General features: G+C 69.6%; 20 protein-coding genes. 13 read left to right on the forward strand and 7 right to left on the reverse strand.

Translation table 11 applies throughout. From position 1 onward, the window contains the following. The first annotated feature begins 5 nt into the window (after positions 1-5). From LBW94_RS02610 to LBW94_RS02620, 3 genes are all read left to right on the forward strand, one after another. Complete coding sequence (locus tag LBW94_RS02610) at positions 6-3,041, forward strand: hypothetical protein (protein WP_416276850.1); 3,036 nt, start codon at positions 6-8, stop codon at positions 3,039-3,041. Between the two features lie 133 nt (positions 3,042-3,174). Then, positions 3,175-4,155, forward strand: a complete 981-nt coding sequence (locus LBW94_RS02615) for an Rpn family recombination-promoting nuclease/putative transposase (RefSeq protein WP_225056496.1) — start codon at positions 3,175-3,177, stop codon at positions 4,153-4,155. Positions 4,156-4,612: 457 nt separating this feature from the next. Next, positions 4,613-4,771: a hypothetical protein gene (locus LBW94_RS02620; RefSeq protein ID WP_225056495.1), complete on the forward strand. Its 159-nt coding sequence runs from the start codon at positions 4,613-4,615 to the stop codon at positions 4,769-4,771. Between the two features lie 3 nt (positions 4,772-4,774). Here the strand turns inward: LBW94_RS02620 and LBW94_RS02625 are convergent, their stop codons facing one another. Continuing rightward, positions 4,775-5,233, reverse strand: a complete 459-nt coding sequence (locus LBW94_RS02625; RefSeq protein WP_225056493.1) for a GNAT family N-acetyltransferase — start codon at positions 5,231-5,233, stop codon at positions 4,775-4,777. A gap of 185 nt (positions 5,234-5,418) precedes the next feature. On the opposite strand from LBW94_RS02625, the gene LBW94_RS02630 reads away from it, so the two are divergent. Genes LBW94_RS02630 through fmt form a run of 4 tightly spaced genes read left to right on the forward strand, consistent with a single transcriptional unit; the run spans position 5,419 to position 8,722 of the window. Beyond that, entirely contained in the window at positions 5,419-6,054 is a 636-nt protein-coding gene (locus LBW94_RS02630; protein WP_225056672.1) for a PadR family transcriptional regulator, read from the forward strand. Between the two features lie 54 nt (positions 6,055-6,108). Then, on the forward strand, positions 6,109-7,176 hold the full coding sequence (locus tag LBW94_RS02635) for an esterase/lipase family protein (protein ID WP_225056491.1): 1,068 nt from the start codon (positions 6,109-6,111) through the stop codon (positions 7,174-7,176). Between the two features lie 32 nt (positions 7,177-7,208). Then, positions 7,209-7,799, forward strand: a complete 591-nt coding sequence (def, locus tag LBW94_RS02640; protein WP_225056490.1) for a peptide deformylase — start codon at positions 7,209-7,211, stop codon at positions 7,797-7,799. After that, the gene (gene fmt / locus LBW94_RS02645) at positions 7,799-8,722 is read left to right on the forward strand and encodes a methionyl-tRNA formyltransferase (protein WP_225056488.1); all 924 of its coding nucleotides are present in this window, start codon (positions 7,799-7,801) and stop codon (positions 8,720-8,722) included. Before def ends, fmt begins: the two co-directional genes overlap by 1 nt. Positions 8,723-8,872: 150 nt before the next feature. On the opposite strand, the gene LBW94_RS02650 is transcribed toward fmt, so the two are convergent. Then, a complete protein-coding gene (locus LBW94_RS02650) occupies positions 8,873-9,733 on the reverse strand; it encodes a hypothetical protein (RefSeq protein ID WP_225056690.1) in 861 nt (286 codons plus the stop codon). Here LBW94_RS02650 and LBW94_RS02655 point away from each other — a divergent pair. Beyond that, positions 9,620-11,080: an RsmB/NOP family class I SAM-dependent RNA methyltransferase gene (locus LBW94_RS02655; RefSeq protein WP_225056486.1), complete on the forward strand. Its 1,461-nt coding sequence runs from the start codon at positions 9,620-9,622 to the stop codon at positions 11,078-11,080. The genes LBW94_RS02650 and LBW94_RS02655 overlap by 114 nt on opposite strands. A 153-nt stretch (positions 11,081-11,233) precedes the next feature. Here LBW94_RS02655 and LBW94_RS02660 read toward each other — a convergent pair whose 3' ends face one another. Beyond that, positions 11,234-12,262 carry a YeiH family protein gene (locus tag LBW94_RS02660; protein ID WP_225056484.1) on the reverse strand — a complete coding sequence of 343 codons (1,029 nt, stop codon included), beginning with the start codon at positions 12,260-12,262 and terminating at the stop codon, positions 11,234-11,236. Between the two features lie 101 nt (positions 12,263-12,363). Here LBW94_RS02660 and LBW94_RS02665 point away from each other — a divergent pair, with 101 nt between their 5' ends. Beyond that, on the forward strand, positions 12,364-13,281 hold the full coding sequence (locus tag LBW94_RS02665; protein WP_225056482.1) for a LysR family transcriptional regulator: 918 nt from the start codon (positions 12,364-12,366) through the stop codon (positions 13,279-13,281). Between the two features lie 29 nt (positions 13,282-13,310). Then, entirely contained in the window at positions 13,311-13,790 is a 480-nt protein-coding gene (locus LBW94_RS02670) for a YbaK/EbsC family protein (RefSeq protein ID WP_225056480.1), read from the forward strand. Here LBW94_RS02670 and LBW94_RS02675 read toward each other — a convergent pair. Genes LBW94_RS02675 through LBW94_RS02685 form a run of 3 tightly spaced genes read right to left on the reverse strand, consistent with a single transcriptional unit; the run spans position 13,787 to position 17,258 of the window. After that, positions 13,787-15,865: an NAD(+) synthase gene (locus LBW94_RS02675; protein ID WP_225056479.1), complete on the reverse strand. Its 2,079-nt coding sequence runs from the start codon at positions 15,863-15,865 to the stop codon at positions 13,787-13,789. The genes LBW94_RS02670 and LBW94_RS02675 overlap by 4 nt on opposite strands. A 53-nt stretch (positions 15,866-15,918) precedes the next feature. Then, a complete protein-coding gene (locus LBW94_RS02680; protein ID WP_416276843.1) occupies positions 15,919-16,836 on the reverse strand; it encodes an RNA polymerase sigma factor SigF in 918 nt (305 codons plus the stop codon). Next, positions 16,836-17,258, reverse strand: coding sequence for an ATP-binding protein (locus LBW94_RS02685; protein ID WP_225056476.1), 423 nt, complete (start codon positions 17,256-17,258; stop codon positions 16,836-16,838). The genes LBW94_RS02680 and LBW94_RS02685 overlap by 1 nt, the downstream gene beginning before the upstream one ends. A 115-nt stretch (positions 17,259-17,373) precedes the next feature. Here LBW94_RS02685 and rpe point away from each other — a divergent pair, with 115 nt between their 5' ends. Then, a complete protein-coding gene (rpe, locus tag LBW94_RS02690) occupies positions 17,374-18,042 on the forward strand; it encodes a ribulose-phosphate 3-epimerase (protein ID WP_225056669.1) in 669 nt (222 codons plus the stop codon). Positions 18,043-18,187: 145 nt separating this feature from the next. Here the strand turns inward: rpe and LBW94_RS02695 are convergent, their stop codons facing one another. After that, positions 18,188-18,658, reverse strand: coding sequence for a hypothetical protein (locus LBW94_RS02695; protein ID WP_225056474.1), 471 nt, complete (start codon positions 18,656-18,658; stop codon positions 18,188-18,190). A gap of 512 nt (positions 18,659-19,170) precedes the next feature. Between LBW94_RS02695 and LBW94_RS02700 the strand changes: the two genes are divergently transcribed. Together LBW94_RS02700 and LBW94_RS02705 are read left to right on the forward strand one after the other, a co-directional pair. Beyond that, the gene (locus LBW94_RS02700; RefSeq protein ID WP_225056473.1) at positions 19,171-19,779 is read left to right on the forward strand and encodes a riboflavin synthase; all 609 of its coding nucleotides are present in this window, start codon (positions 19,171-19,173) and stop codon (positions 19,777-19,779) included. A gap of 119 nt (positions 19,780-19,898) precedes the next feature. Further along, positions 19,899-21,149, forward strand: coding sequence for a bifunctional 3,4-dihydroxy-2-butanone-4-phosphate synthase/GTP cyclohydrolase II (locus LBW94_RS02705; protein ID WP_225056471.1), 1,251 nt, complete (start codon positions 19,899-19,901; stop codon positions 21,147-21,149). Positions 21,150-21,152 lie beyond the last annotated feature (3 nt).

Raw genomic sequence — 21,152 nt, forward strand, 5'->3', positions numbered from 1 at the left:
CCACCGTGGTCCCGCACGCCGCCGCCGGGTCTGCCATCGGCCCGACCCACCCGATCGCCCGGGTCCTGCCTCTGCTCGAACCGGCCCACCTGGACCGCGATTTCGACTATCTCGTACCCCCCGACATGGACGCGCTCGCCCAACCCGGCGTGCGCGTCCGTATTCGTTTCTCCGGCCGCCTGATCGACGGCTACCTGCTGGAACGGCTCGAACGCACCGACCACACCGGCCGCCTGATGCCCCTGGACCGCGTCGTCTCCGGCGAACGCGTCCTCACTCCCGAGATCCTCCGCCTGATCACCGCCGTCGCCGCCCGCTACGCCGGCACCCGCGCCGACGTCCTGCGTCTGGCCGTCCCACCCCGCCACGCCAGGACCGAGGCCGAGGATCCGGTGAAACCGCCGAAGAAGCGCGGCAAGGCCTCCGCGTCCCCGGCCGGGAGTACGGACGATGCCACCGTGGCAGACGGCCCCGCGGTGATCGAGAATGCGGATACCACCGCACCGGGCGACTCGGCCGAATCGGAGGCGAGGACGACCGCCGCTCCTTCCTCGGTATCCGTGGCCTCCGGAGTCGGCGACGCCGCGACCGGAGCTCCGAATTCATCTGCTACAGAACCGGTTCCACCCACGGATGCCGCTCCCGAGTCACCCGGCGGCGCTGCGGCCACCGGAAGACACGCGGGGACCGAGGGCGCCGCCGCACTCGAAGTTCCGGATCCGCTTGCCGCAGAGACGATCCCACCGACCCCCGAGGTGGTCGGGCCACAGGCGGACTCGGACTCGACTGCGATCACGCGGGGCGGCGATCCGCTCGGCCCCCGGGCCGTCGTGGCAGAGACCGGGCCGCCGTCGCACGTTCACGGTGCCGTCGAGACCGGTGCCTCCGAGGCCCGTGATCGAGTGCGGCCGGAGACAGCGGAGCTCACCGTCGAGGTGCCCGCGCCTCGCAACCGAATCCGGCCGGGTGCCACGGAAGTCAGCGGTACAGCCGGCCGGCCGGTCGACCCGACCGACGGTGGCGAGGCGAAGTCGGGCGCCGCCGGAGTTCGCCTGGTGAATGCTTTGGGGCTGGAGAGTGTGCGGTCCGATGACGGTGCGGTCGGACCCGGAGGCCTGGTCGGCGTCACGTCCGAGGCGGAGCGGGAACACAGCGGTTCGGCGGTGGCGCACGAAGCGGCCGGTGCCGGATCCGGTGGTGATGCGGGCGACTCGGATGATCCGGTCGGCGATCCCGTCGATGTTCGCGCGGCGGAGTCGAGTGACGTTGCTGCTGTTGATATTTCGAGCTCGGCGTGGCGGCGGTACCGGCACGGCGAATCTTTTCTGGCCGCACTGGGGCAGGGCAAGGGGCCGCGTGCGGCCTGGCAGGCGCTGCCCGGGGAGGATTGGGCGGCGCGGCTGGCCGAACTGGCGGCGGTGGTGGTCGCCGCCGGGCGAAGCGCGATCATCATGGTGCCGGATCAGCGGGATCTGGATCGGGTGCTGGCCGCCTGCGTGGATCTCACCGGGGAGGCGGCGGTCGGGCTGGCGGCCGGGCTCGGGCCCGCAGCACGGTATCGGCGCTGGCTGGCGATCCTGCGGGGGAGTGCGCGGATCGTCGTCGGCACGCGCAGTGCGATCTTCGCCCCCGCGCGCGATCTGGGACTGATCGCGATCTGGGACGACGGCGACGACACCTACGCCGAACCGCGATCGCCGTATCCGCACGCGCGGGAGGTGGCGATGCTGCGGGTGCACGAGTCGGGGGCGGCGTTCGTCGCGGGCGGGTTCGCCCGCACGGCGGAGATCCACGCCGTCGTGGAGGCCGGATGGGCCCACGACCTCGTCGCCGACCGGGCCGTGCTGCGGGAATGCGCGCCTCGGATCAGCGCGCCGGGCGATACCGATGTGGCGCTGGAACGGGATCCGATGGCGCGGGCCGCGCGTATTCCGGGCGAGGCGTTCATGGTCGCGCGCAAGGCGCTGGCGGCGGGAATGCCGGTGCTGGTACAGGTTCCGCGCCGCGGTTACGTGCCCGCACTGGCCTGTTCGAAATGTCGCACGCCTGCCCGGTGCCGACACTGCAACGGCCCGCTGGCGCTGCCCGACGGCAACGGCGAGCCACCCGCGGCGAGCCACCCGGTCGGCTCCCGCGCCCAGCGTCGCGGTGCCGCCGCGGCGGCCGCGCTCGGCGAGTCCGCCCGTGCCGAGCCGGATCCGGCGCGATCCCACCCGGGTTCGGCACGTGAACTCGGAATCACGTTGTCCCGCAGTAGCTCCAATGCGGTCGCACACAGTCCGAGCTGCCGCTGGTGCGGCATCGTGGAGGCGGCCTTCCGCTGCTCGACCTGCGGTTCCCGGGTGCTGCGCGGAACGGTGATCGGCGCGGCCCGTACCGCCGAGGAACTGGGCCGGGCATTCCCGGGCGTGCCGATCCGCGGTTCCGGCGGCGCCGAGATACTGGACACGGTCCCGGCGGGCCCGCAGGTGGTGGTCGCCACCATCGGCGCCGAGCCGTCGGCGCCGGGCGGCTACGGCGTCGCGTTGCTGCTGGACGGCTGGGCGTTACTGGGCCGGGCCGACCTGCGCGCCGCCGAGGACGCCCTGCGCCGCTGGATGTCGGCCGCCACCCTGGTCCGCCACAGCGGCCGGGTACTCGTGATGGCCGAGCCGTCGCTGCCTACTGTCCAGGCGCTGGTGCGCTGGGATCCGGTGGGCCACGCCGACCTCGAATTGAACGCTCGCACCGAGGTCCGTTTCCCCCCGGCCGTGCGCCTCGCGGTCGTCGACGGCACCACCGATTCGGTCGCCGAATTGCTCGGTGAGGCAAAGCTTCCCGCCGATGTGGAACTGCTCGGCCCGGTCCCGCTGCCCCCCGGCGCGCGCAAACCGTTCTCCTCCGGCGATTCTCCCGCCGAGGTCGAACGCATGATTCTGCGCGTCGACCGCAACGCCGGCGCCGCCCTGTCCCGTGCCCTCACCGCCGCTCAGGCCGTCCGCAGCACCCACCGCGACACCGCCCCCCTGCGCGTGCAGATCGACCCCGTCGACATCGGCTAGCTGCTGCCTCGAAGTGGTGCCGGCGGGCCCAGTGCGTGTCGCCACGCCGTGTTCGCTTGCAGCACAAACCTTTCACGTCGAAATCTCGAAAGGCGTGTAGCGCCAGCACAATTCGGCAGGTAGTTTGCCTCGTATGGGGGAGAAACCGAACAACCCACACGATGCCTACTTCCGGGCCGAACTGTCGAACCCCGAGGTGGCGGCCGGTGAATTGCGGTCCGTCCTGTCGGCAGCCGTCTCGGAGCTCATGGACTGGTCGGTCATGGAACGCCAGTCCGGCAGCTTCGTCCCCGCGGAGTTGCGTTCCCGCTACAGCGACATCCTGTTCCGCACCCGATGGAACAACCGCGACGCCTTCGTCTATCTGTTGATCGAGCACCAGAGCAGCCAGGATCCGCTGATGCCGTTCCGGATGGTCGAGTACATGGTGGCGATCTGGGCCCGCTACCTGGAAGATCGGAAGAAGCAGCGTCCACCGGTCACGCGGCTACCGCTGATCCTGCCGGTCGTGGTGCACGTGAGCGCGGATGGGGCGCGATGGTCGGTCCCGGTCGAACTCGGCGACATCCTGGATGTCGACGAGGAGGTGCGCGACCTGCTGGGCGACTACCTACCACGGTTCCGTTTCCTGCTCGATGACGTGAACGCCATCGGTGTGCGGGAGTTGCTGGCGAGGCAGCCCGCGGTCGGAGTCATCCTCGTGATGTTGTTGCAGGCGCCGAAACATGATCACATCGAAGAGGTCTTGTTCTCGCTCATAGAGCATCTGCGACTGCTGACGCCGGAGCAGATATACCGGCTGCTGATGTACCTTTTTACTGTCAGTAAGACCAGTGCCAGCGCATTGCGTCCGGTTTTCGACCAGCTCGGGCCACAGGCTAAGGAGGCCATGATGACTGTCGCAGACGAATTTCGTGCCGAGGGGCGGGTCGAAGGGCAGGCCGAGGGGCGGGTCCAAGGGCAGGCCGATCTGCTGATCCACCAGTTTTCGCTCAAGTTCGGGTCGCTATCGGACCGTGTGATCCGGACGGTGCGTGCCGCGGATGCCGTGACACTTCGAGAGCTGTCGGAGCGATTCGTCACAGCATCTTCGATCGATGAAGTGATCGCCTAGCCAACGATGTCTGCTGAAGCATGCGCTGAGAACATGACTATTGCAGACAGGCTATGAGCTGAAGGATCCCTCCGGGGATGAGCCGACGTCCTGATATGGACGTTGTCCGACAAGTTTGGATCGCTGTCGGACAGTGTGGTCCGGCCGGTCCGCGCAGCGGATCTGATGACCATGCGGGAGCTGACGAGATGTCTGGTCAGGGCGTTCTCGATCGATGAGGTGATCACCGTTGGAGCGGCAATCGACCAGGATCCAGATGGGGATGCTGAAAAGTAGCTGAATAGGGAGAGGTCGGGGGATTTGGCACGAGGTGAATTCTCGCGCCACGCCGCCGAGGTGTTTGGCATGAAGCCCGGCAGTGCCCAGGCTTGCGGTTATGCCCGCCACCTGCCCTTCCTGCTCCTGGCCATCGCCCATGCTGATCTCGTCGCGCGGCACGACCAGATATTTGCGGTGTGTGTGCGGGAAGTGGCTGGTCGATCAGCAGGGGCGGGTGAGCCTGATGGCCGGAGGTGCGCCGTCGCGGCGTCGGGCGGCGGTGTCGGAACCGGTCGTGGAATCGCTCGCGGCCAAGGTGGCCGAGTTGGCCCGGCTGACCGCGGAGGTCGATCGGTAGTAGCTACCCGCCGATCGCCCGTTCGAAGGTGAGCATCGGTGAATCGGGCCCGTTGTAGTCGGTGACCGGGCCGCGGACGGTGAAGCCGAGGGCCCGGTGGAAGGCGGCCGAGCCCTGGTTTCCGGGTGAGGTGATCGCGCAGACCCGGCGGCGGTCGTCGGCGATCGCCGCGCTGATGAACCGGTCGTAGAGCGTGCGGGCCAGTCCGGTGCCGCGCCGATCCGGATGTACGCCGACGAAGTGGATGTACGCGGTGCCGGCCTCCGTGGGGGACAGGAAGCCGATGAGGAAGCCCGCGAGATCGGATCCGGATTCGGCGATCAGGCTGGTGGCCGCGAAGTGGTCCAGGAACAACCGGGGGAGGATCGGGGCGACCGAGCGCCCCCACCAGTCGTCGACCACGGTGATGATGGCGTCGTAATCCGCGGGAATCGCGGTGCGGATCGTCGGTTCCGGCGGCACCGGATCATTCTGCCCGACGGGCTTCGGCCGGTCGGAGCCCGGATCGAAGCTGCTGGGAAAACCGCGAACCGATCGGTTCGTGTCATGGATCACTTCGAATACACCCTTGCAGTAGATGCATTGTCGATATATCGTCGATGAAGTAATCGTAAGTACAAAGCCTCAGGAGGCACACCATGGAAGACATGGGAAACAAGAGCATTCGTGGTCGCGGGCGTGGTCCGCGACCGGGCGGGCGGGAGCACTTCCGCCGGCATCCGCGGGATCCCCGCGGTTTCGGTGGCCCGTTCGGGCCGGATTTCGGGCCCGGGTTCGGTCCGGGTGGCGGGCACTTCGGTCGCGGTCGCGGCCGCGGTGGCCGGGGGCGGCGCGGTGATGTCCGCGCGGCCATCCTGCTGCTGCTCCAGGAGCGTCCGATGCACGGATACGAGCTGATCCAGCAGATCCGTGAGCGCAGTGACGATGTCTGGCGGCCGAGCCCCGGCTCGATCTACCCGGCGCTGTCCCAGCTCGAGGACGAGGGTCTGGTGATCATCGACAAGGTGGCCGGGCGCAAGACCGCCAAGCTCACCGAGGAGGGCGTCACCTACCTCCAGGACAATCGTGAGGACCTCGGTGATCCGTGGCAGGACGTCCGGGCCGGAGTCGGTGATCAGACGCTGGACCTGCGTGGACAGGTGCATCAGCTGATGGGTGCGGTCGCGCAGGTGGCGCGGGCCGGTTCGCCGGAGCAGGCGGCCAAGGCGGCCGAGGTGCTCACCGAGGCGCGCCGATCGCTCTACCGGATCCTCGCCGACGACGTCACCGATCAACAGTCGTGACGAAATGCCGTGTCCCAGCGCTGATTTGCTGGGGGGATGCGCGATGATCGGGAGATGCCACAAATACGGGGGCGGTGTCACCGGTACCGATCACAACGATGGATCGCGGTCGCGATTGCGCTGATCTGCGCACTACAGTTCGGTAGCGCGGTCGCGACCGCGGATCCGGGTGGATCCGACGACTATCGCGCGCCCGTGGTCCCGGCCGAACCCGGCCCGCCGCAGACCGAACATCTCGGCGCGGCCCGCTACCTGGCCGGCCATCGGAACGTGACGCCGCAGGGCACCAACAACTTTCACTGCACGCCGAGCGCCGCACACCCGAATCCCGTGGTGCTGGCGCACGGCACCGGATCCTCCGCCTATTCCGACTGGGCCGCGATCGGCCCGGAACTGGCCGGCGCCGGATTCTGCGTCTTCGCCCTGAATTACGGCAGCGAATCCGATGACACCGATTTCGGCAGCGCCGACATCCACCTCTCGGCCCGGCAACTGGCCGCCTTCGTCGGCGACGTGCTCACGGCGACCGGCGCGAAACAGGTGGATCTGGTCGGATTCTCGCAGGGCGCCGTCGTCACCCGGTACTACGTGAACAAACTCGGCGGCGCGGCGCGGGTGCGGCAGTGGGTCGGGCTGGCCTCGCCCACCTACGGCGGCACCCTCTGGGGTCTGGTCCCCGTGGCGAATGCCGTGCCGCCGCTGTGGTGGGTGGTGGCGCAGTTCACCTCCACCGCGGTCATCCAGCAGGCCGACGGATCGCCGTTCATGCAGGAGCTGAACGCCGGTGGCGACACCGTGGCGGGTGTGCGATACACCACCATCGGCAGCCGCGTCGACGAGATGATCCAGCCGTTCGAGAACATCGCCCTGCGTGGGCCCGGCGCCGAGAACATCGTGCTGCAGGATCGCTGCCCGGTCGACCTGACCGGGCACTTCCATCTGGTCTACGACCCGTATGTGCAGCAGTTGCTGATCAATACGCTCGATCCCGCGCACGCCCGGGAGCCGGACTGCGTGGTCGTTCCGCTCGGAACCGGCATTCCCGATGCCATCGTCGGCGCGCATTGGCCCGCGTCCGGTTCGGGAGCTGGTGAGACGGGGTCGTCCGGACCCGTAAAATGAATGGAATTGTTCGTTCGTCCGGGGAGACCGCCGTGACCATCCAGCCCGTTCGCCTGTTCGGCGATCCCGTTCTGCGTGCGCGTGCCGACGAGGTCGGCACGTTCGATCGGGAGTTGCGCCAGCTGGTCGGCGATCTCACCGACACCATGCACGGCAGCGGCGGTGTCGGTATGGCGGCGCCGCAGATCGGTGTCGGCCTGCGCGTGTTCGTGTACGACACCCGCCGCGACGGCCGCTCGAACACCCCCGGTGCGGCCGGTGCGCTGGTCAACCCCACCTTCGAGGTGATCGGCGAGGAGGAGCAGACCGGCCCTGAGGGCTGCCTGTCGATTCCCGGCCTGCGCTACGACGTCACGCGCGCGTTGAAGGTGGTCGCGCGTGGGCACGACGCCGACGGCGAACCGGTCGAATTCGAGGCGTCCGACCTGCTGGCCCGCTGTGTGCAGCACGAGACCGACCACCTCGACGGGGTGCTGTACATCCAGCGACTCGATCAGGCCAGTCGCAAGGACGCGATGCGCGCGGTCCGGGAATCGTCCTGGTTCGCTGCCGGTAAGACCGTGATGTCGGCCGCCGAGGTGGCGGCCACCCGTGAGGCCGCGCTCCCGGGCCGGGGCCGCTGATGCGCTTGGTCTTCGCCGGCACCCCGGAACCCGCCGTCCCGTCGTTGCAGCGGCTGCTGGCCTCGTCCCGGCACGAGGTGGTGGCGGTCGTCACTCGTCCCGATGCGATCGCGGGCCGCGGCCGCAAGGTCACCCGCTCACCGGTCGGCACACTCGCCGACGAGCACGGCATCCCGGTCCTCACCCCGCAGAAACCGTCCGAACCGGAGTTCGTGGCAGCCCTCACCGCCCTGGCCCCGGACTGCTGCCCCGTGGTGGCCTACGGCGCACTGCTGCCGCAGCGACTGCTCGACATCCCGGTGTTCGGCTGGGTGAACCTGCATTTCTCGCTGCTGCCGGCCTGGCGTGGCGCGGCCCCGGTGCAGGCGGCCGTCCTCGCCGGCGACGAATTCACCGGCGCGGCGACCTTCCAGATCGAGAAGGGGCTCGACACCGGCCCGGTATTCGGCGTGGTCACCGAGAAGATCGCGGTCGGCGACACCGCGGGCGAACTGCTGGACCGGCTGGCCCGGTCCGGCGCACACCTGCTGGAATCCACCATGGACGGCATCGAAGACGGTGTGCTGCAACCGGTTCCGCAGAGCACCGACGGCGTGTCCTACGCCCCGAAGCTCGATGCCGAAACCGCCCACATCCGCTGGGACCAGCCGGCCCTGGCGATCGGCCGCCGCATCCGCGCGGTCACCCCCGCCCCCGGCGCCTGGACCGAGATCGACGGCAAGCGGCTCAAACTCGGCCCGGTGGAGCTGGTCGAGGAATCCCTGCCGGTCCGGACGATCGAGATACGCAAGTCCGGCGTCTACATCGGCACCGCCACCACCGCGATCCGCCTGGATCAGGTACAGCCCCAAGGCAAACGGATGATGCCCGCGCTCGACTGGGCCCGCGGCGCCCGCCTGGAGCCGGGTGCGGTGGTCGCGTGATGTTCCCGCACCGGGGCTGTCCGGCCCCGGCCGGGACCGCGTCCGTGCGGCGGCGCTGTGGCGCGACGACATCCGCGCCTCCGGACCGCATGATCCCACCAGCCGAAAATGCAAGTGGCACAACGTTTCAGAGGCACAGTTCAGCGATTCTCATGGCGTGGCGCCGACGACCGGGAGGTCCGGAATGTTCGTAAGCGAGTGCTCGTGAATTCCGGTGGCGAGGAATTCGATGCCGATGAACGCGGCACGCGGCGTGCCGGAGGGCAGGCGCCTTCGGTGTCCTCGGTGCGAGGAGCCGGGAAGGCCGGGCGGCCGGACACGGCAGCGGGTCGGCGAGATACAGCGGGCACCGCGAGAACGACCGATCGGCGAGCTTCCGGTAGCGCCGACGGTGGTCGCGATCGACGGGATACGAATGCTGCCGGCCGGCGAGACGCGAGTACTGCCCGTGTGACCGGTCGACGGGACCCACGGGGTGACGACGGCGGTACCGCTCGGCGCGAACCGTCTCGGGCGAACGGCGGTCCTGACGGTGGTACTCGACGCAGGGACACCGGTGGTGCCGGTCGTGGCGACGGCGCTCGCGTGGCCGGTGGCGCCGGTCGGCGAGATACCGATGGCTCTGGTGCCGGGCGTCGGCAGGAAACCGGCGGTGCCGGTCGGCGGGACACGGGTACCGGGAGTGCAGCCGATCGCCGTGGCACTGGAGGCTCCCGGAGCGGTGGCGGTCCGGGGGCCGCCGGTGATGCCGGCCGCCGAGACGGCGATCGTGCAGTCGGCGGTGCCGGTCGGCGTGATGGAGGACATGCCCGCGGCAGCAACGGTCGCGACGATGCCGCGGATACCGGGCCCGGTCGGCGTGATGCGGGCGCGGGTGATGCCGGCGGTCGGCGTGACGTGCGGGGCGCCGGGAGTGGCGGCCGTGGTTCCGGCCGGCGCGACGCCGCGGGAACCGGGGCCGGTCGGCGGGATTCGGCGGGGGCCGGAGGGGGCTCGGGTCGGCGGCAGCATGGTGGGCGGTCGGGGTCGGTGGATGCGCCGCGTGAGGTGGCGCGGGACGTGTTGCGGGCGGTGCGGGAGCGCGATGCGTACGCGAATCTCGTTCTGCCGGTGCTGATTCGGGAACAGCGGCTGGCGGGGCGGGATGCGGCGTTCGCGACCGAGTTGGCGTACGGGGCCTGCCGTTCGCTGGGGCTGCTGGATGCGGTGATCGCGGATTGCGCGGGGCGGCCGGTCGGTGAGATCGACGGGCCGTTGCTGGACGTGTTGCGGCTGGGCGTCTATCAGCTGCTGCGGACCCGGGTCGGGGCGCATGCCGCGGTGGACACCTCCGTGGACCTGGCACGGACCGAATCCGGCCCCGGCAAGGCGGGTTTCGTGAATGCCGTGCTGCGGCGAGCGGCGGAACGCTCCACCGACGAGTGGGTGGAGCGGCTGGCTCCCCGAGATCCGGTGGGCCGGTTGGCTTTCGAATACGCGCATCCCACCTGGATCGCACAGGCCTTCGCCGACGCGCTCGGCGGGCGCGCCGGAGAACTCGGCGATCTGCTGGCCGCCGACGACGAGCGGCCGCTCGTTCATCTGGTGGCCCGGCCCGGTGACATCACCGCCGAGGAATTGGCGCTGGTCAGTGGCGGCGACGAGGGACGATGGTCGCCGTATGCGGTGTACCTCGACGGTGGCGACCCGGGCAAACTGGAACCGGTGCGCGACGGTATGGCCGCGGTGCAGGACGAGGGCAGCCAGTTGGTGGCGCTGGCCCTGACCCGGGCCCCACTGCTGGGCGCCGACACCGGCCGCTGGCTGGACCTGTGCGCGGGCCCCGGTGGCAAGGCCGCGCTGCTCGGCGCCCTGGCCGGTATCGACGGCTTCCACATCGACGCCGTCGAACCGGCGGAACACCGCGCCGAACTGGTCCGGAAGTCGACCCGCGACTTGCCGGTGACGGTGCGCGTCGCGGACGGACGCGACAGCGGCCTCACCCCCGGCTACGACCGGATCCTGGTCGACGCCCCGTGCACCGGACTGGGCGCCCTGCGCCGCCGCCCGGAGGCCCGGTGGCGGCGAACCCCGGCGGATGTCCGCGATCTCACCGTGCTCCAGCGCGAACTGCTCACCGCCGCATGGGATCTGCTGCGACCGGGTGGCGTCGTCGTGTACTCGACCTGTTCCCCGCACCTGTCGGAAACCGTTGCCGTGGTTGCGGATACGATCCGCCGCACCGGCGCCGAACAACTCGACGCCCGTCCGCTGCTGCCCGGCGTCCCGGACCTCGGCGACGGCCCGGCCGCCCAACTCTGGCCGCACCGCCACGGCACCGACGCCATGTTCGTCGCCGTCCTCCGCAAACCGGAATAGCCCTGGCCCGGACCACCCGCACTCACCGCCGCGGCGGGAAGGACGCGCGGCAACCCATCGGCAGAGTGTGCCGTGGATGGATCGTCCGGTGCTGTCGGCAGTGATCCTGCCGCCGGCACGGGAGTCGGCCTCCGATGTCGCCTGACGCGGTCGTCACCCGGCGGTCAGGACCGCGCCGACCAGGGCGAGGCCGGTCACCCAGGCTGTTGCGAGGGCGGCGAGGACGAGGGGGCGCGGGCCGACGCGGCGGAGTGCGGATATTCGCACGCCCGCGCCGAGAGCGAACATCGCGGCGGTGAGCAGGGCGGTTTGCACCGGCTTGGCCGCGGCGAGCAGAGGTGACGGCAGCACGCCGGTGGTGCGGAGCGCCGCGCAGGCGAGGAAGGCGACGACGAAGAGGGGGATCAGGGGGATGCGGCGGGCGTCGCCGTCGCGGCGGCGGGTCCGGCGGCCGATCACGGCGAGCACCGGGGCCAGCAGGATCACCCGGGCCAGCTTCACGATGACCGCGACCGTCAGCGCGCCACCACCGAGGGCGCTACCGGTCGCCACCACCTGCGCGACCTCGTGCACGGCGCCGCCCGCCCACACGCCGGCGGTGTGCGGTGCCAGGCCCAGAGCCCGGGAGGCCACCGGGAGCGCGGCGATCAGCAGCGTGCCGAACACCACCACCAGCGCGACCGTGGTGACCAGCTCCTCTTCGTCGGCATCGGTCACCTCGCCGACGGCGGCGGCCGCGGCGGCCCCGCAGATGGAGAAGCCGCAGGCGATCAGCAGCCGCTGTGTGCGGCCCACCCCCAGTGCGCGGCCCATCAGCAGGGTGCCGCCGATGCCGGCGGCCACGATCGTCACCACCACCGCGAGCACCGCGGGCCCGAGCCCGAGCACATCCCCGAAGGTCACCTGCAAACCCAGCAACGCGACCCCGACGCGGAGCAGCCGTTTCGACGAGAAACGCAGACCGGGCTCCCAACCGACCGGCACCGCAACGGTATTCGCCATCAGGACACCCAGCACGATGGCCACCGACAGCGGGCTGAGCATCGGCAGCAGGTGGTTCACCAGCAGGCCGGTCGCGGTGACCGCGGCGACCACCGTCGATCCCGGTGCCAGTTCGCGGGCGCGTCGGAGGACGGTCGGCGGCGGCGGTGTGACGGCGGGGGTTTCGGTGGTGACGCTCATGGTTCGACCCTCGCCGGTGGCAACTGCTCGCGGTAGCCGCGGATTCGGCATCGAGACATATCACTGCGATATGGGTTCCGGCCAACCCATATGATGTCGGCATGACCCCCGAACGTCCGGACCTCGCCGTCTTGGCGCTACTGGTCGCCATCGACGACCACGGCAGCCTCGGCGCCGCCGCGCGTACGGTGGGGATGGCGCAGCCGAACGCCAGCCGCGCGGTACGAGCGTGGGAGCAGCGGCTCGGCCTGCCGCTGGTGGAGCGGGGTCCGCGCGGGTCGACGATGTCCGCGGCCGGTCGGGTGGTGGTGCACTGGGCGCGGCAGGTACTGGCCGATGTGGACCGGCTGCTGGACGCGGCGGCGGCGCTGCGCACCGATCAGGAGGCCGAGCTGACCGTCTTCGCGAGTATGACCGTCGCCGAATGCCTGCTGCCCGGATGGCTGGGGGAGTTCCGCCGCCACCATCCGGATGTGCGGATCCATCTCCAGATGCGCAACTCGCGCGAGGTGTTCGAACGGCTCGCTACGGGGGAGTGCGATCTGGGATTCGTCGAAAGTCCCACCGTCCCCGCGCGACTGCACAGCGCCACGGTCGCCGGTGACCGGCTGGTGGTGATCGTCGATCCGGCACATCCGTGGGCCCGGCGGCGGCGCGCGCTCACCGTCGCGGAACTGGCGGCGACCCCGCTGGTGGTGCGCGAGCCGGGCTCCGGCACGCGCGGCACCCTGGATGTGGCCCTGGCCGAATATCCGCGCGCCGAACCGCTGCTGGAACTCGGCAGCGCCGCCGCCATCCGGACGAGTGTGCTGGCCGGTGTCGGTCCGGCCGTGGTCAGCAGTCTGGCCGTCGGCGATCAACTGGCGCGCGGGGAGCTGTGCGCGATCGCGGTCGAGGGGCTGGAACTGCCGCGCACCCTGCGCGCGGTCTGGCGTCCGCCGCGTCGATTGTCCGGTCCGGCAGGCGAATTGGTGGCGGAGATCGTGCGGGCGCGCCGGAGCGGGGACCGGCCGCGCTGAATGTCGGTGGTGGTCGTTACGATCGCGGCATGGACGACATCGCCCGCCATCCCACTGTTGTCGCGGTCACCGAGGCGCTGCGCGGCGCCGGTATCGAACCGCGGGTGCGGGTCCTGCCGGAGACCGCGCCGACGGCCGCCGCCGCGGCCGAGCAACTGGGCTGCCCGGTAGCGGCCATCGCGAACAGCCTGATCTTCGAGGTGGACGGCGCGCCGCTGCTGGTGCTCACCAGCGGTGCGCACCGGGTCGACACCGGCAAGCTCGCGCAGCGGCTCGGAACCGGCGACATCGCCCGTGCCAAGCCCGCTTTCGTGCGTACGCACACCGGTCAGGCGATCGGCGGTGTCGCGCCCGTGGGTCATCCGGCGCCGATTCGCACGCTGGTCGACGAGACCCTCGCCGGCCACCCGGAGGTCTGGGCCGCCGCCGGCCACCCGCACACCGTGTTCGCCACCACCTTCACGCAGCTGGTGGCGATGACGGGCGGGCAGCCGGTCGCCGTGAACTAGCGGTCGGGGACGTTGCGCTCCAGTTCGTTCAGCCAGGCGGTGGCCACCGCATCGCTGGGGGCGCGCCAATCACCGCGCGGCGACAGCGAACCGCCGGAGCCGACCTTCGGCGCGTTCGGCAGGGTCGACCGCTTGAACTGACTGGTCTGCACGAATCGCCGGAGGAACTGGGCCAGCCAGTGCTTGATCGTCGGCAGGTCGTACTCGTGCCGGTCCGTGACCGGGATCAGATCCGGCCACCGGCCGCGGCTGCGGTCCGACCAGGCGTGTTGCGCGAGATAGGCGATGCGGCTGGGCAGGTAGCCGAAGCGGAGCAGGAAATACAGGTGGAAGTCCTGCAATTCGTACGGGCCGACCGTCGCCTCCGAACTCTGGCCGGGCGCGTCGTCGTCACCGTCGGCGGCGGGGATCAGCTCGGGTGAGATCTCGGTGGTGAGGATGGAGGAGAGCACCGCCCCGGCCTCCGCACCCAGTTCGCCGGTGTCGATGGTCCAGGCGATCAGATATTTGATCAGGGTCTTCGGCACCGACGCGTTGACGCTGTAGTGCGCCATGTGATCGCCGACGCCGAATGTGCACCAGCCCAGCGCCAATTCGCTGAGGTCGCCGGTGCCGATCACGATCGCGTCGTGCTGATTGGCCAGCCGGAACAGGTGCGAGGTGCGCTCACCGGCCTGCACGTTCTCGTAGGCGATGTCGTACTGCGGCGCGCCATCGGCGGCCGGATGTTCCAGATCGCGCAGCATCTGGGTGGCCGAGGGCCGGATGTCGATCTCGTGCGCCGACACCCCCAGCGCCCGCATCAGCTGGTGCGCGTCGTTGAGGGTGCGCTTGCTGGTGGCGAAGCCGGGCATGGTGTAGGCCAGCACGTTCGCCCGCGGCAGCCCCAGCCGGTCCATCGTCTTGACCGCCACGATCAGCGCCAGCGTGGAGTCCAGACCGCCGGAGACGCCGATCACCAGCCGCTTGGACCCGGTGGCCGCCAGCCGGGTGCTCAGGCCCTCGACCTGGATGTGGTGCACCTCGGCGCAGCGCTCGTTGCGTACCGCCGGATTGGCGGGAACATAAGGGAAGCGCGGGATCTCGCGGCGCAGCGGCACCGGCCCGGCCGGCACCGGCAGTTCGACCGCGATGCGCCGCAGCCGGGTCAGCCGGTCGCGATGGTCGTGCACGTTGTCGGCGAAACTGGTCATCCGCAGCCGGTCGGCGGCGAGCCGGCGCAGGTCGAGATCGGCGGTGACCAGCTGCGGATGGTCCGCGAACCGATCGCCCTCGGCGACGATGTCGCCGTTCTCGCACACCAGGGCATGCCCGTCCCACGCCAGGTCGGTGGTCGATTCCCCGTGTCCCGCAGCGGAATACAGGTAGGCGGCGACGAATCGCGCCGAATGCGAGGAACACAGCTGCCGCCGGTAGTCGGCCTTGCCGACGACGATATTGCTCGCCGACAGGTTCACCAGCACCGTCGCCCCGGCCAGCGCCGCGAAAGCGCTGGGCGTCACCGGAACCCAGCCGTCCTCGCAGATCTCCAGATGGAAGACCAGCCCCTCGACATTGGTCGCCTCGAACAGCAGATCGGTACCGAACGGCACCCGCTGCCCGGCGATCGTGATGTGGTCGTCGAGCGCCTCGCGGGCGGCCGCGAACTGCCGCTTCTCGTAGAACTCGCGATAGTTGGGCAGATAGCTCTTCGGCGTGGCGCCGAGCACCGTGCCGCGATCGATCGCGATGGCGCAGTTGAACAATCGGCCCTGGGCCCGTACCGGCGCGCCCACCAGCAACACCGAATCGATCTCGGCACTTTCGACGATCACCCGTTCCAGCGCGGCCTGGACCGCGTCGTCCAGCGCGTCCTGATGGAACAGATCGTCGGCGGTGTAGCTGGACAGCCCGAGCTCCGGGAATACGGTCAGCACCGCGCCGTCGTCGGCGGCACGCCGGGCCAGTTGCAGGGTCTGCTCCGCGTTGAAGGCCGGGTCGGCGACCCGGATCGACGGCACGGCGAGTGCCACGCGTGCGAATCCGTGCCGATACAGCGATTCGAACGGCAACTGCTTCACACCGGGTCCCTTCACTCACCGACAGTGGCTCCAGTCTGTCATGGTGGCCGGGGGCAGCCCGCGGTCGGTTACTCCCGAGCGGACTGCTCCCGTAATCGGGCCAGCGTCTTGGCCAGGATGCGCGAGACGTGCATCTGCGAGATGCCCATCTGCGCGGCGATCTGGGTCTGGGTCATGGACTCGAAGAAGCGCATGGTGAGGATGCGGCGTTCCCGTTCGGGCAGCCCGGCCAGCAGCGGCCGGATGGCCACGTATTCCTCGACCCGGTCGAACTGGGATTCCTCCTCGCCCAACGTGTCCAGCAGCGACGCCTCGGTATCGCGCCCGGTGGAGACGGCGTCGATCGAGCTGGGCTGATAGGCGTTGCCGGCGATCACGGCCTGGGTCACCTCGTCGGCATCGATGCCGAGTTCGGCGGCGATCTCCTTGGCGGTGGGGGAGCGGCCCAGACTCTGCGACAGCGCGTCGACCGCGGAGCCGATGCGCAGATGTGTTTCCTTGATCCGCCGCGGTACTCGCATCGCCCAGGTGTTGTCGCGGAAGTACCGCCGCACCTCGCCCATGATGGTCGGCACCGCGAAGGACAGGAAGTTGGATCCGCGCGAGAGGTCGAAGCGGTCGACCGCGTGCACCAGGCCGACCCGCGCCACCTGCGTGAGATCGTCGAACGGCTCACCGCGGCCGGAGAATTTGCGAGCGATGTGGTCGGCCAGCGGGATGCACCGGCGGATCAGTTCGTTGCGCACCTTGGCACGGCGCTGCGGGTTGCCGGCGGCCGCGGCCAATTCCTCGAACAGGGCTGTGACATCGTCGTATTCGGTGACCGCCGCGGCGACCTCGTCGATCTCGCTCTCGTCGGTGGCCTCGTCCGCCTCCGCCGAGGGTTCCACCTCGGCATCGGCCGAGTCTGCCTGCGCGTCGAACTCGGTCTGTTCACTCGGGGCCGTGCCGGGGGCGGGTTCGAACGCGGTGTCTTCCCCGGCCACTACGCCTTCCCCCGGACCCGCCGGAATTCCACGGTCGTCGGGTACCCGGAGACCGCGGCATCGTAAGGGTCCTGGGTGGCCGCGACCTCGTCGGTCAGGGTCCGCAACACATGCCAGCCGAAGCTGCGCGGATCGGGCAGCCCCTCCGCACCGGCGACACCGGCGACGCGCACCAGTAGATCCTTGTCGCCGACGGTGAAGCGGCACTGGAGAGTGGTGTCCGGGGCGGCCACCGCGATCAGGGTGGAGCACGCCTCGTCCACCGCGAGCCGGATGTCGGCCACCTCGTCGAGTGTGAAATCGCTGAGCAGGACGAGTGTTTCGGCGAGCCCGCGCACGATGGGCAACTGTGACACGGTGGCAGCGACGCCGATCTCCACCGGGGTGCCGCGCAACCCCTGTTCCGCCGAAATGTTGATCACCCTGAGAAGGCTACCCAATAATGGCGGCGACAATCGGGTTGTCGTAGATTTGCGGCCTGCCAGTACACTTCGCGCTGTGTCCTTGCCTCACTCGCGCTTCCATCGTCCGTCGCCGATGATCGCCCCGTCCATTCTGTCCGCCGATTTCGCCCGGCTCGCCGACGAGATGCAGGCCGTCGAAGGCGCGGACTGGGTGCATGTCGACGTGATGGACAACCACTTCGTGCCGAATCTGACGCTGGGCCTGCCCGTCGTGCAGAGCCTGCTGAAGGTCACCGACATTCCGCTGGACTGCCATCTCATGATCGACGATCCGGCACGGTGGGCGCCACCGTATGCGGAGGCCGGCGCCCACAATGTGACCTTCCACGCGGAGGCCACCGACGACCCGATCGCGGTGGCCCGCGATATCCGGGCCGCGGGTGCGAAGGCCGGCCTGTCGGTCAAGCCGGGTACCCCGATCGAGCCGTATCTGGAGATCCTGCGCGAGTTCGACACCCTGCTGGTGATGAGCGTCGAACCGGGTTTCGGTGGGCAGTCGTTCATCGCGGAGGTGCTGGAGAAGGCGCGGATCGTGCGCCGGTTGGTCGATGCCGGCGAGTTGCGGCTGATCGTCGAGATCGACGGTGGCATCAACATGGACACCATCGAGCAGGCGGCCGAGGCGGGCGTCGATTGCTTCGTCGCGGGGTCCGCGGTGTACGGCACCCCCGATCGCGCGGCCACGGTGGCGAAGTTGCGCCGGATGGCGGCGGACGCCGGAGCCACGGAGGCGGCGCACTAGCGGGCTCCCGGTGGCCTCTCGCGCATCGATGCCGTGCGTATCGGTGTCGTGTGGATCAGCGTCGTGTGGATCAGCGTCGTGTGGATCAGCGTCGTGTGGATCAGCGTCGTGTGGATCAGCGTCGTGTGGATCGGTGTCGTGTGGATCAGCGCCGCGCGATGCGGCGGCCACCGGCGGCGCGGGTGGCCTCGATGACGGCGACCAGCGGCGGCACCCGGTCGGCGTTTCCGGGCGTCTGCACCCAGGTGCGGTAACCGGTGCGTTCGTCGTCGGCGGACGGGAGCACCACCTGGCTGCCGGCGCAGGCGACGGTCGCGTAGAGCCGGAACAGTTCGGCGGAAACGGATTTGGTGAGTGTGTCCGGACGGCAGGCGCTGGTGATGAAGGTCCAGCGCCGGGCGCGCGGGTGATGGATCACGGGCCCGGTCAGATCGGCCTGGGACAGCTTGTCCCGCACCCGTTCCCCGAGGTCCGCGGGCATGGTGATGGCACCGTAGGGACCGCCGACGTCCAGCAGGATGTGACGCGACCCCGGGTCGATCGATGCGGGCAGATGAAATTCGCGACGGTACTGGACGCAACGAACTTCGAGTATCGAATCGAGCAGCGTGGTCAACGCCGTAACCCCCATCTGTTGTTGTGGCTTTTCGGAATTTTCACCACCGGGAATCAACTCCATAACAATATTGCGTCCACTTCGTGCCGGGCGCAAGCGTCGGGTGTGGGTGCGTCGCCGAGTGGGTATCACCAGATGTTCGCCTGCGCATCCGTCGGCGGAAATTCGACGGTGAATTAGCGAAAACCGAATGTTCGATTCTTTCCGGTCCGAATAATCCGGTAAATCCGGAACGCCAGTAGGAAATCCCGGCAAATCACACGAGTGTATTTCTGGCTACAGGGCGAGAAGATGCCTGCTTCCCGTTTCGCGGCACGGTTCCGGGTCGCCGGTCTGGGTGTCCGCCCGGGCGAGTACGGTCCCACTCACCGGCGGGCGACACTCGCGCGACGTGCCGCGGTCGTTACGGTCGGTGTAACGGCGCGGGAATAGCGTCGGCGGTCCGGGTCGTTGGCGCAGGTGGAACGCGTCGGCGCGGGCGGCACGGGCATCGGGTGACAGGAGAAGCGGACATGTTCACAGGCATTGTCGAAGAGCTCGGCGAGATCGTCGCGGTCGAGCGGCTGGCCGACGCGGCCCGGCTCACCATCCGCGGCAAACTGGTCACCTCCGATGCCGGGCACGGCGACTCGATCGCGGTCAACGGGGTCTGCCTCACCGTGGTCGACGTGGTCGACGGCGACAGCTTCACCACCGACGTGATGGGGGAGACGCTGAACCGCTCCGGGATCGGCGGTCTCGACGTGGGCGCGCAGGTGAATCTGGAACGCGCAGCGGCCGTGAACAGCCGGCTCGGCGGGCACATCGTGCAGGGCCACGTCGACGGTACCGGCGCCATCGTCTCCCGTGATCCGCAGGAGAACTGGGAGGTGGTCCGGATCTCGCTGCCCGACAGCCTGGCTCGTTACGTCGTCGAGAAGGGCTCGATCACCGTCGACGGCATCTCCCTGACCGTTTCCGGCCTCGGCGCCGACGCGGCGACCGGCGACTGGTTCGAGGTCTCGCTGATCCCCACCACCCGCGAGCTCACCACCCTCGGTGCCGCATCCGTCGGCGCCACCGTGAACCTGGAGACCGACATCATCGCCAAATACGTCGAGCGGCTCACACAGCGCGGCTGAGCGCGGCACGACGACGAGGCCGCCGGTGTGACGAAAACCAGGCACGGGCGGCAACCGTGCCCCGGGCGACACGCCGTAGTGTTGAGGGGCCACCGAATGGAAGATGGAGCACAGCAGACGTGACCAGGTTCGACAGCATCGAGCGTGCAGTCGCCGACATCGCGGCCGGTAAGCCGGTCGTCGTGGTCGACGACGAGGGCCGGGAGAACGAGGGCGACCTCATCTTCGCCGCCGAGAAGGCCACTCCCGAGCTGGTCGCCTTCATGATCCGCTACACCTCCGGGTACATCTGCGTGCCGCTGCTGGGTTCGGACTGCGATCGGCTCGGCCTGCCGCCCATGTACGGCATCAATCAGGACAAGCACGGCACCGCCTACACCGTGTCGGTGGATGCCCGCGAGGGCGTCACCACCGGTATCTCCGGCGCCGACCGCGCCACCACCATGCGACTGCTGGCCGATCCGGACGCCCAGCCGCAGGACTTCACCCGCCCGGGCCACGTCGTCCCGCTGCGCGCGAAGGACGGCGGCGTGCTGCGCCGGCCCGGTCACACCGAGGCCGCCGTGGATCTGGCCCGCCTGGCCGGACTGCATCCGGCCGGCGTGATCTGCGAGATCGTCAGCCAGAAGAACGAGGGCGACATGGCCCGCACCGAGGAGCTGCGGGTCTTCGCCGACGAGCACGAGCTGGCACTGGTCTCGATCGCCGACATGATCGCCTGGCGCCGCCGGCACGAGAAGCAGATCGAGCGCATCGCGGAGGCCCGCATCCCGACCGGCTACGGCGAGTTCCGGGCGGTCGGCTACAAGAGCATCTACGACGAGATCGAGCACGTGGCCCTGGTGCTCGGTGATCTCGGTGTCGACGGCGGCGAGAACGTGCTGGTCCGGGTGCACTCGGAATGCCTCACCGGCGATGTGTTCGGCTCGCTGCGCTGCGATTGCGGCCCTCAGCTGCACGCCGCTCTGGAGATGGTCGCCCAGGAAGGCCGCGGCGTGGTGCTGTACATGCGTGGTCACGAGGGCCGCGGCATCGGTCTGATGCACAAGTTGCAGGCGTACCAGCTCCAGGATTCCGGCCACGACACCGTCGACGCCAACATCGAACTCGGACTGCCCGCCGACGCGCGCGACTACGGCACCGGCGCCCAGATCCTGGTGGACCTGGGCATCCGTTCGATGCGGCTGCTCACCAACAATCCGGCCAAGCGGGTCGGCCTGGACGGCTATGGTCTGAGCGTGACCGAGCGCGTGCCGATGCCGGTGCGCGCCAATGCCGAGAACCTCCGCTACCTGCGTACCAAGCGTGACCGCATGGGTCACGACCTGGTCGGCCTCGACGATCTGGATCTCGGCGAGACCGCGCAGTGAGCG

This window comes from Nocardia sp. alder85J (genome assembly GCF_020176955.2).
In the GTDB taxonomy this organism is placed as follows: Bacteria; Actinomycetota; Actinomycetes; order Mycobacteriales; family Mycobacteriaceae; genus Nocardia.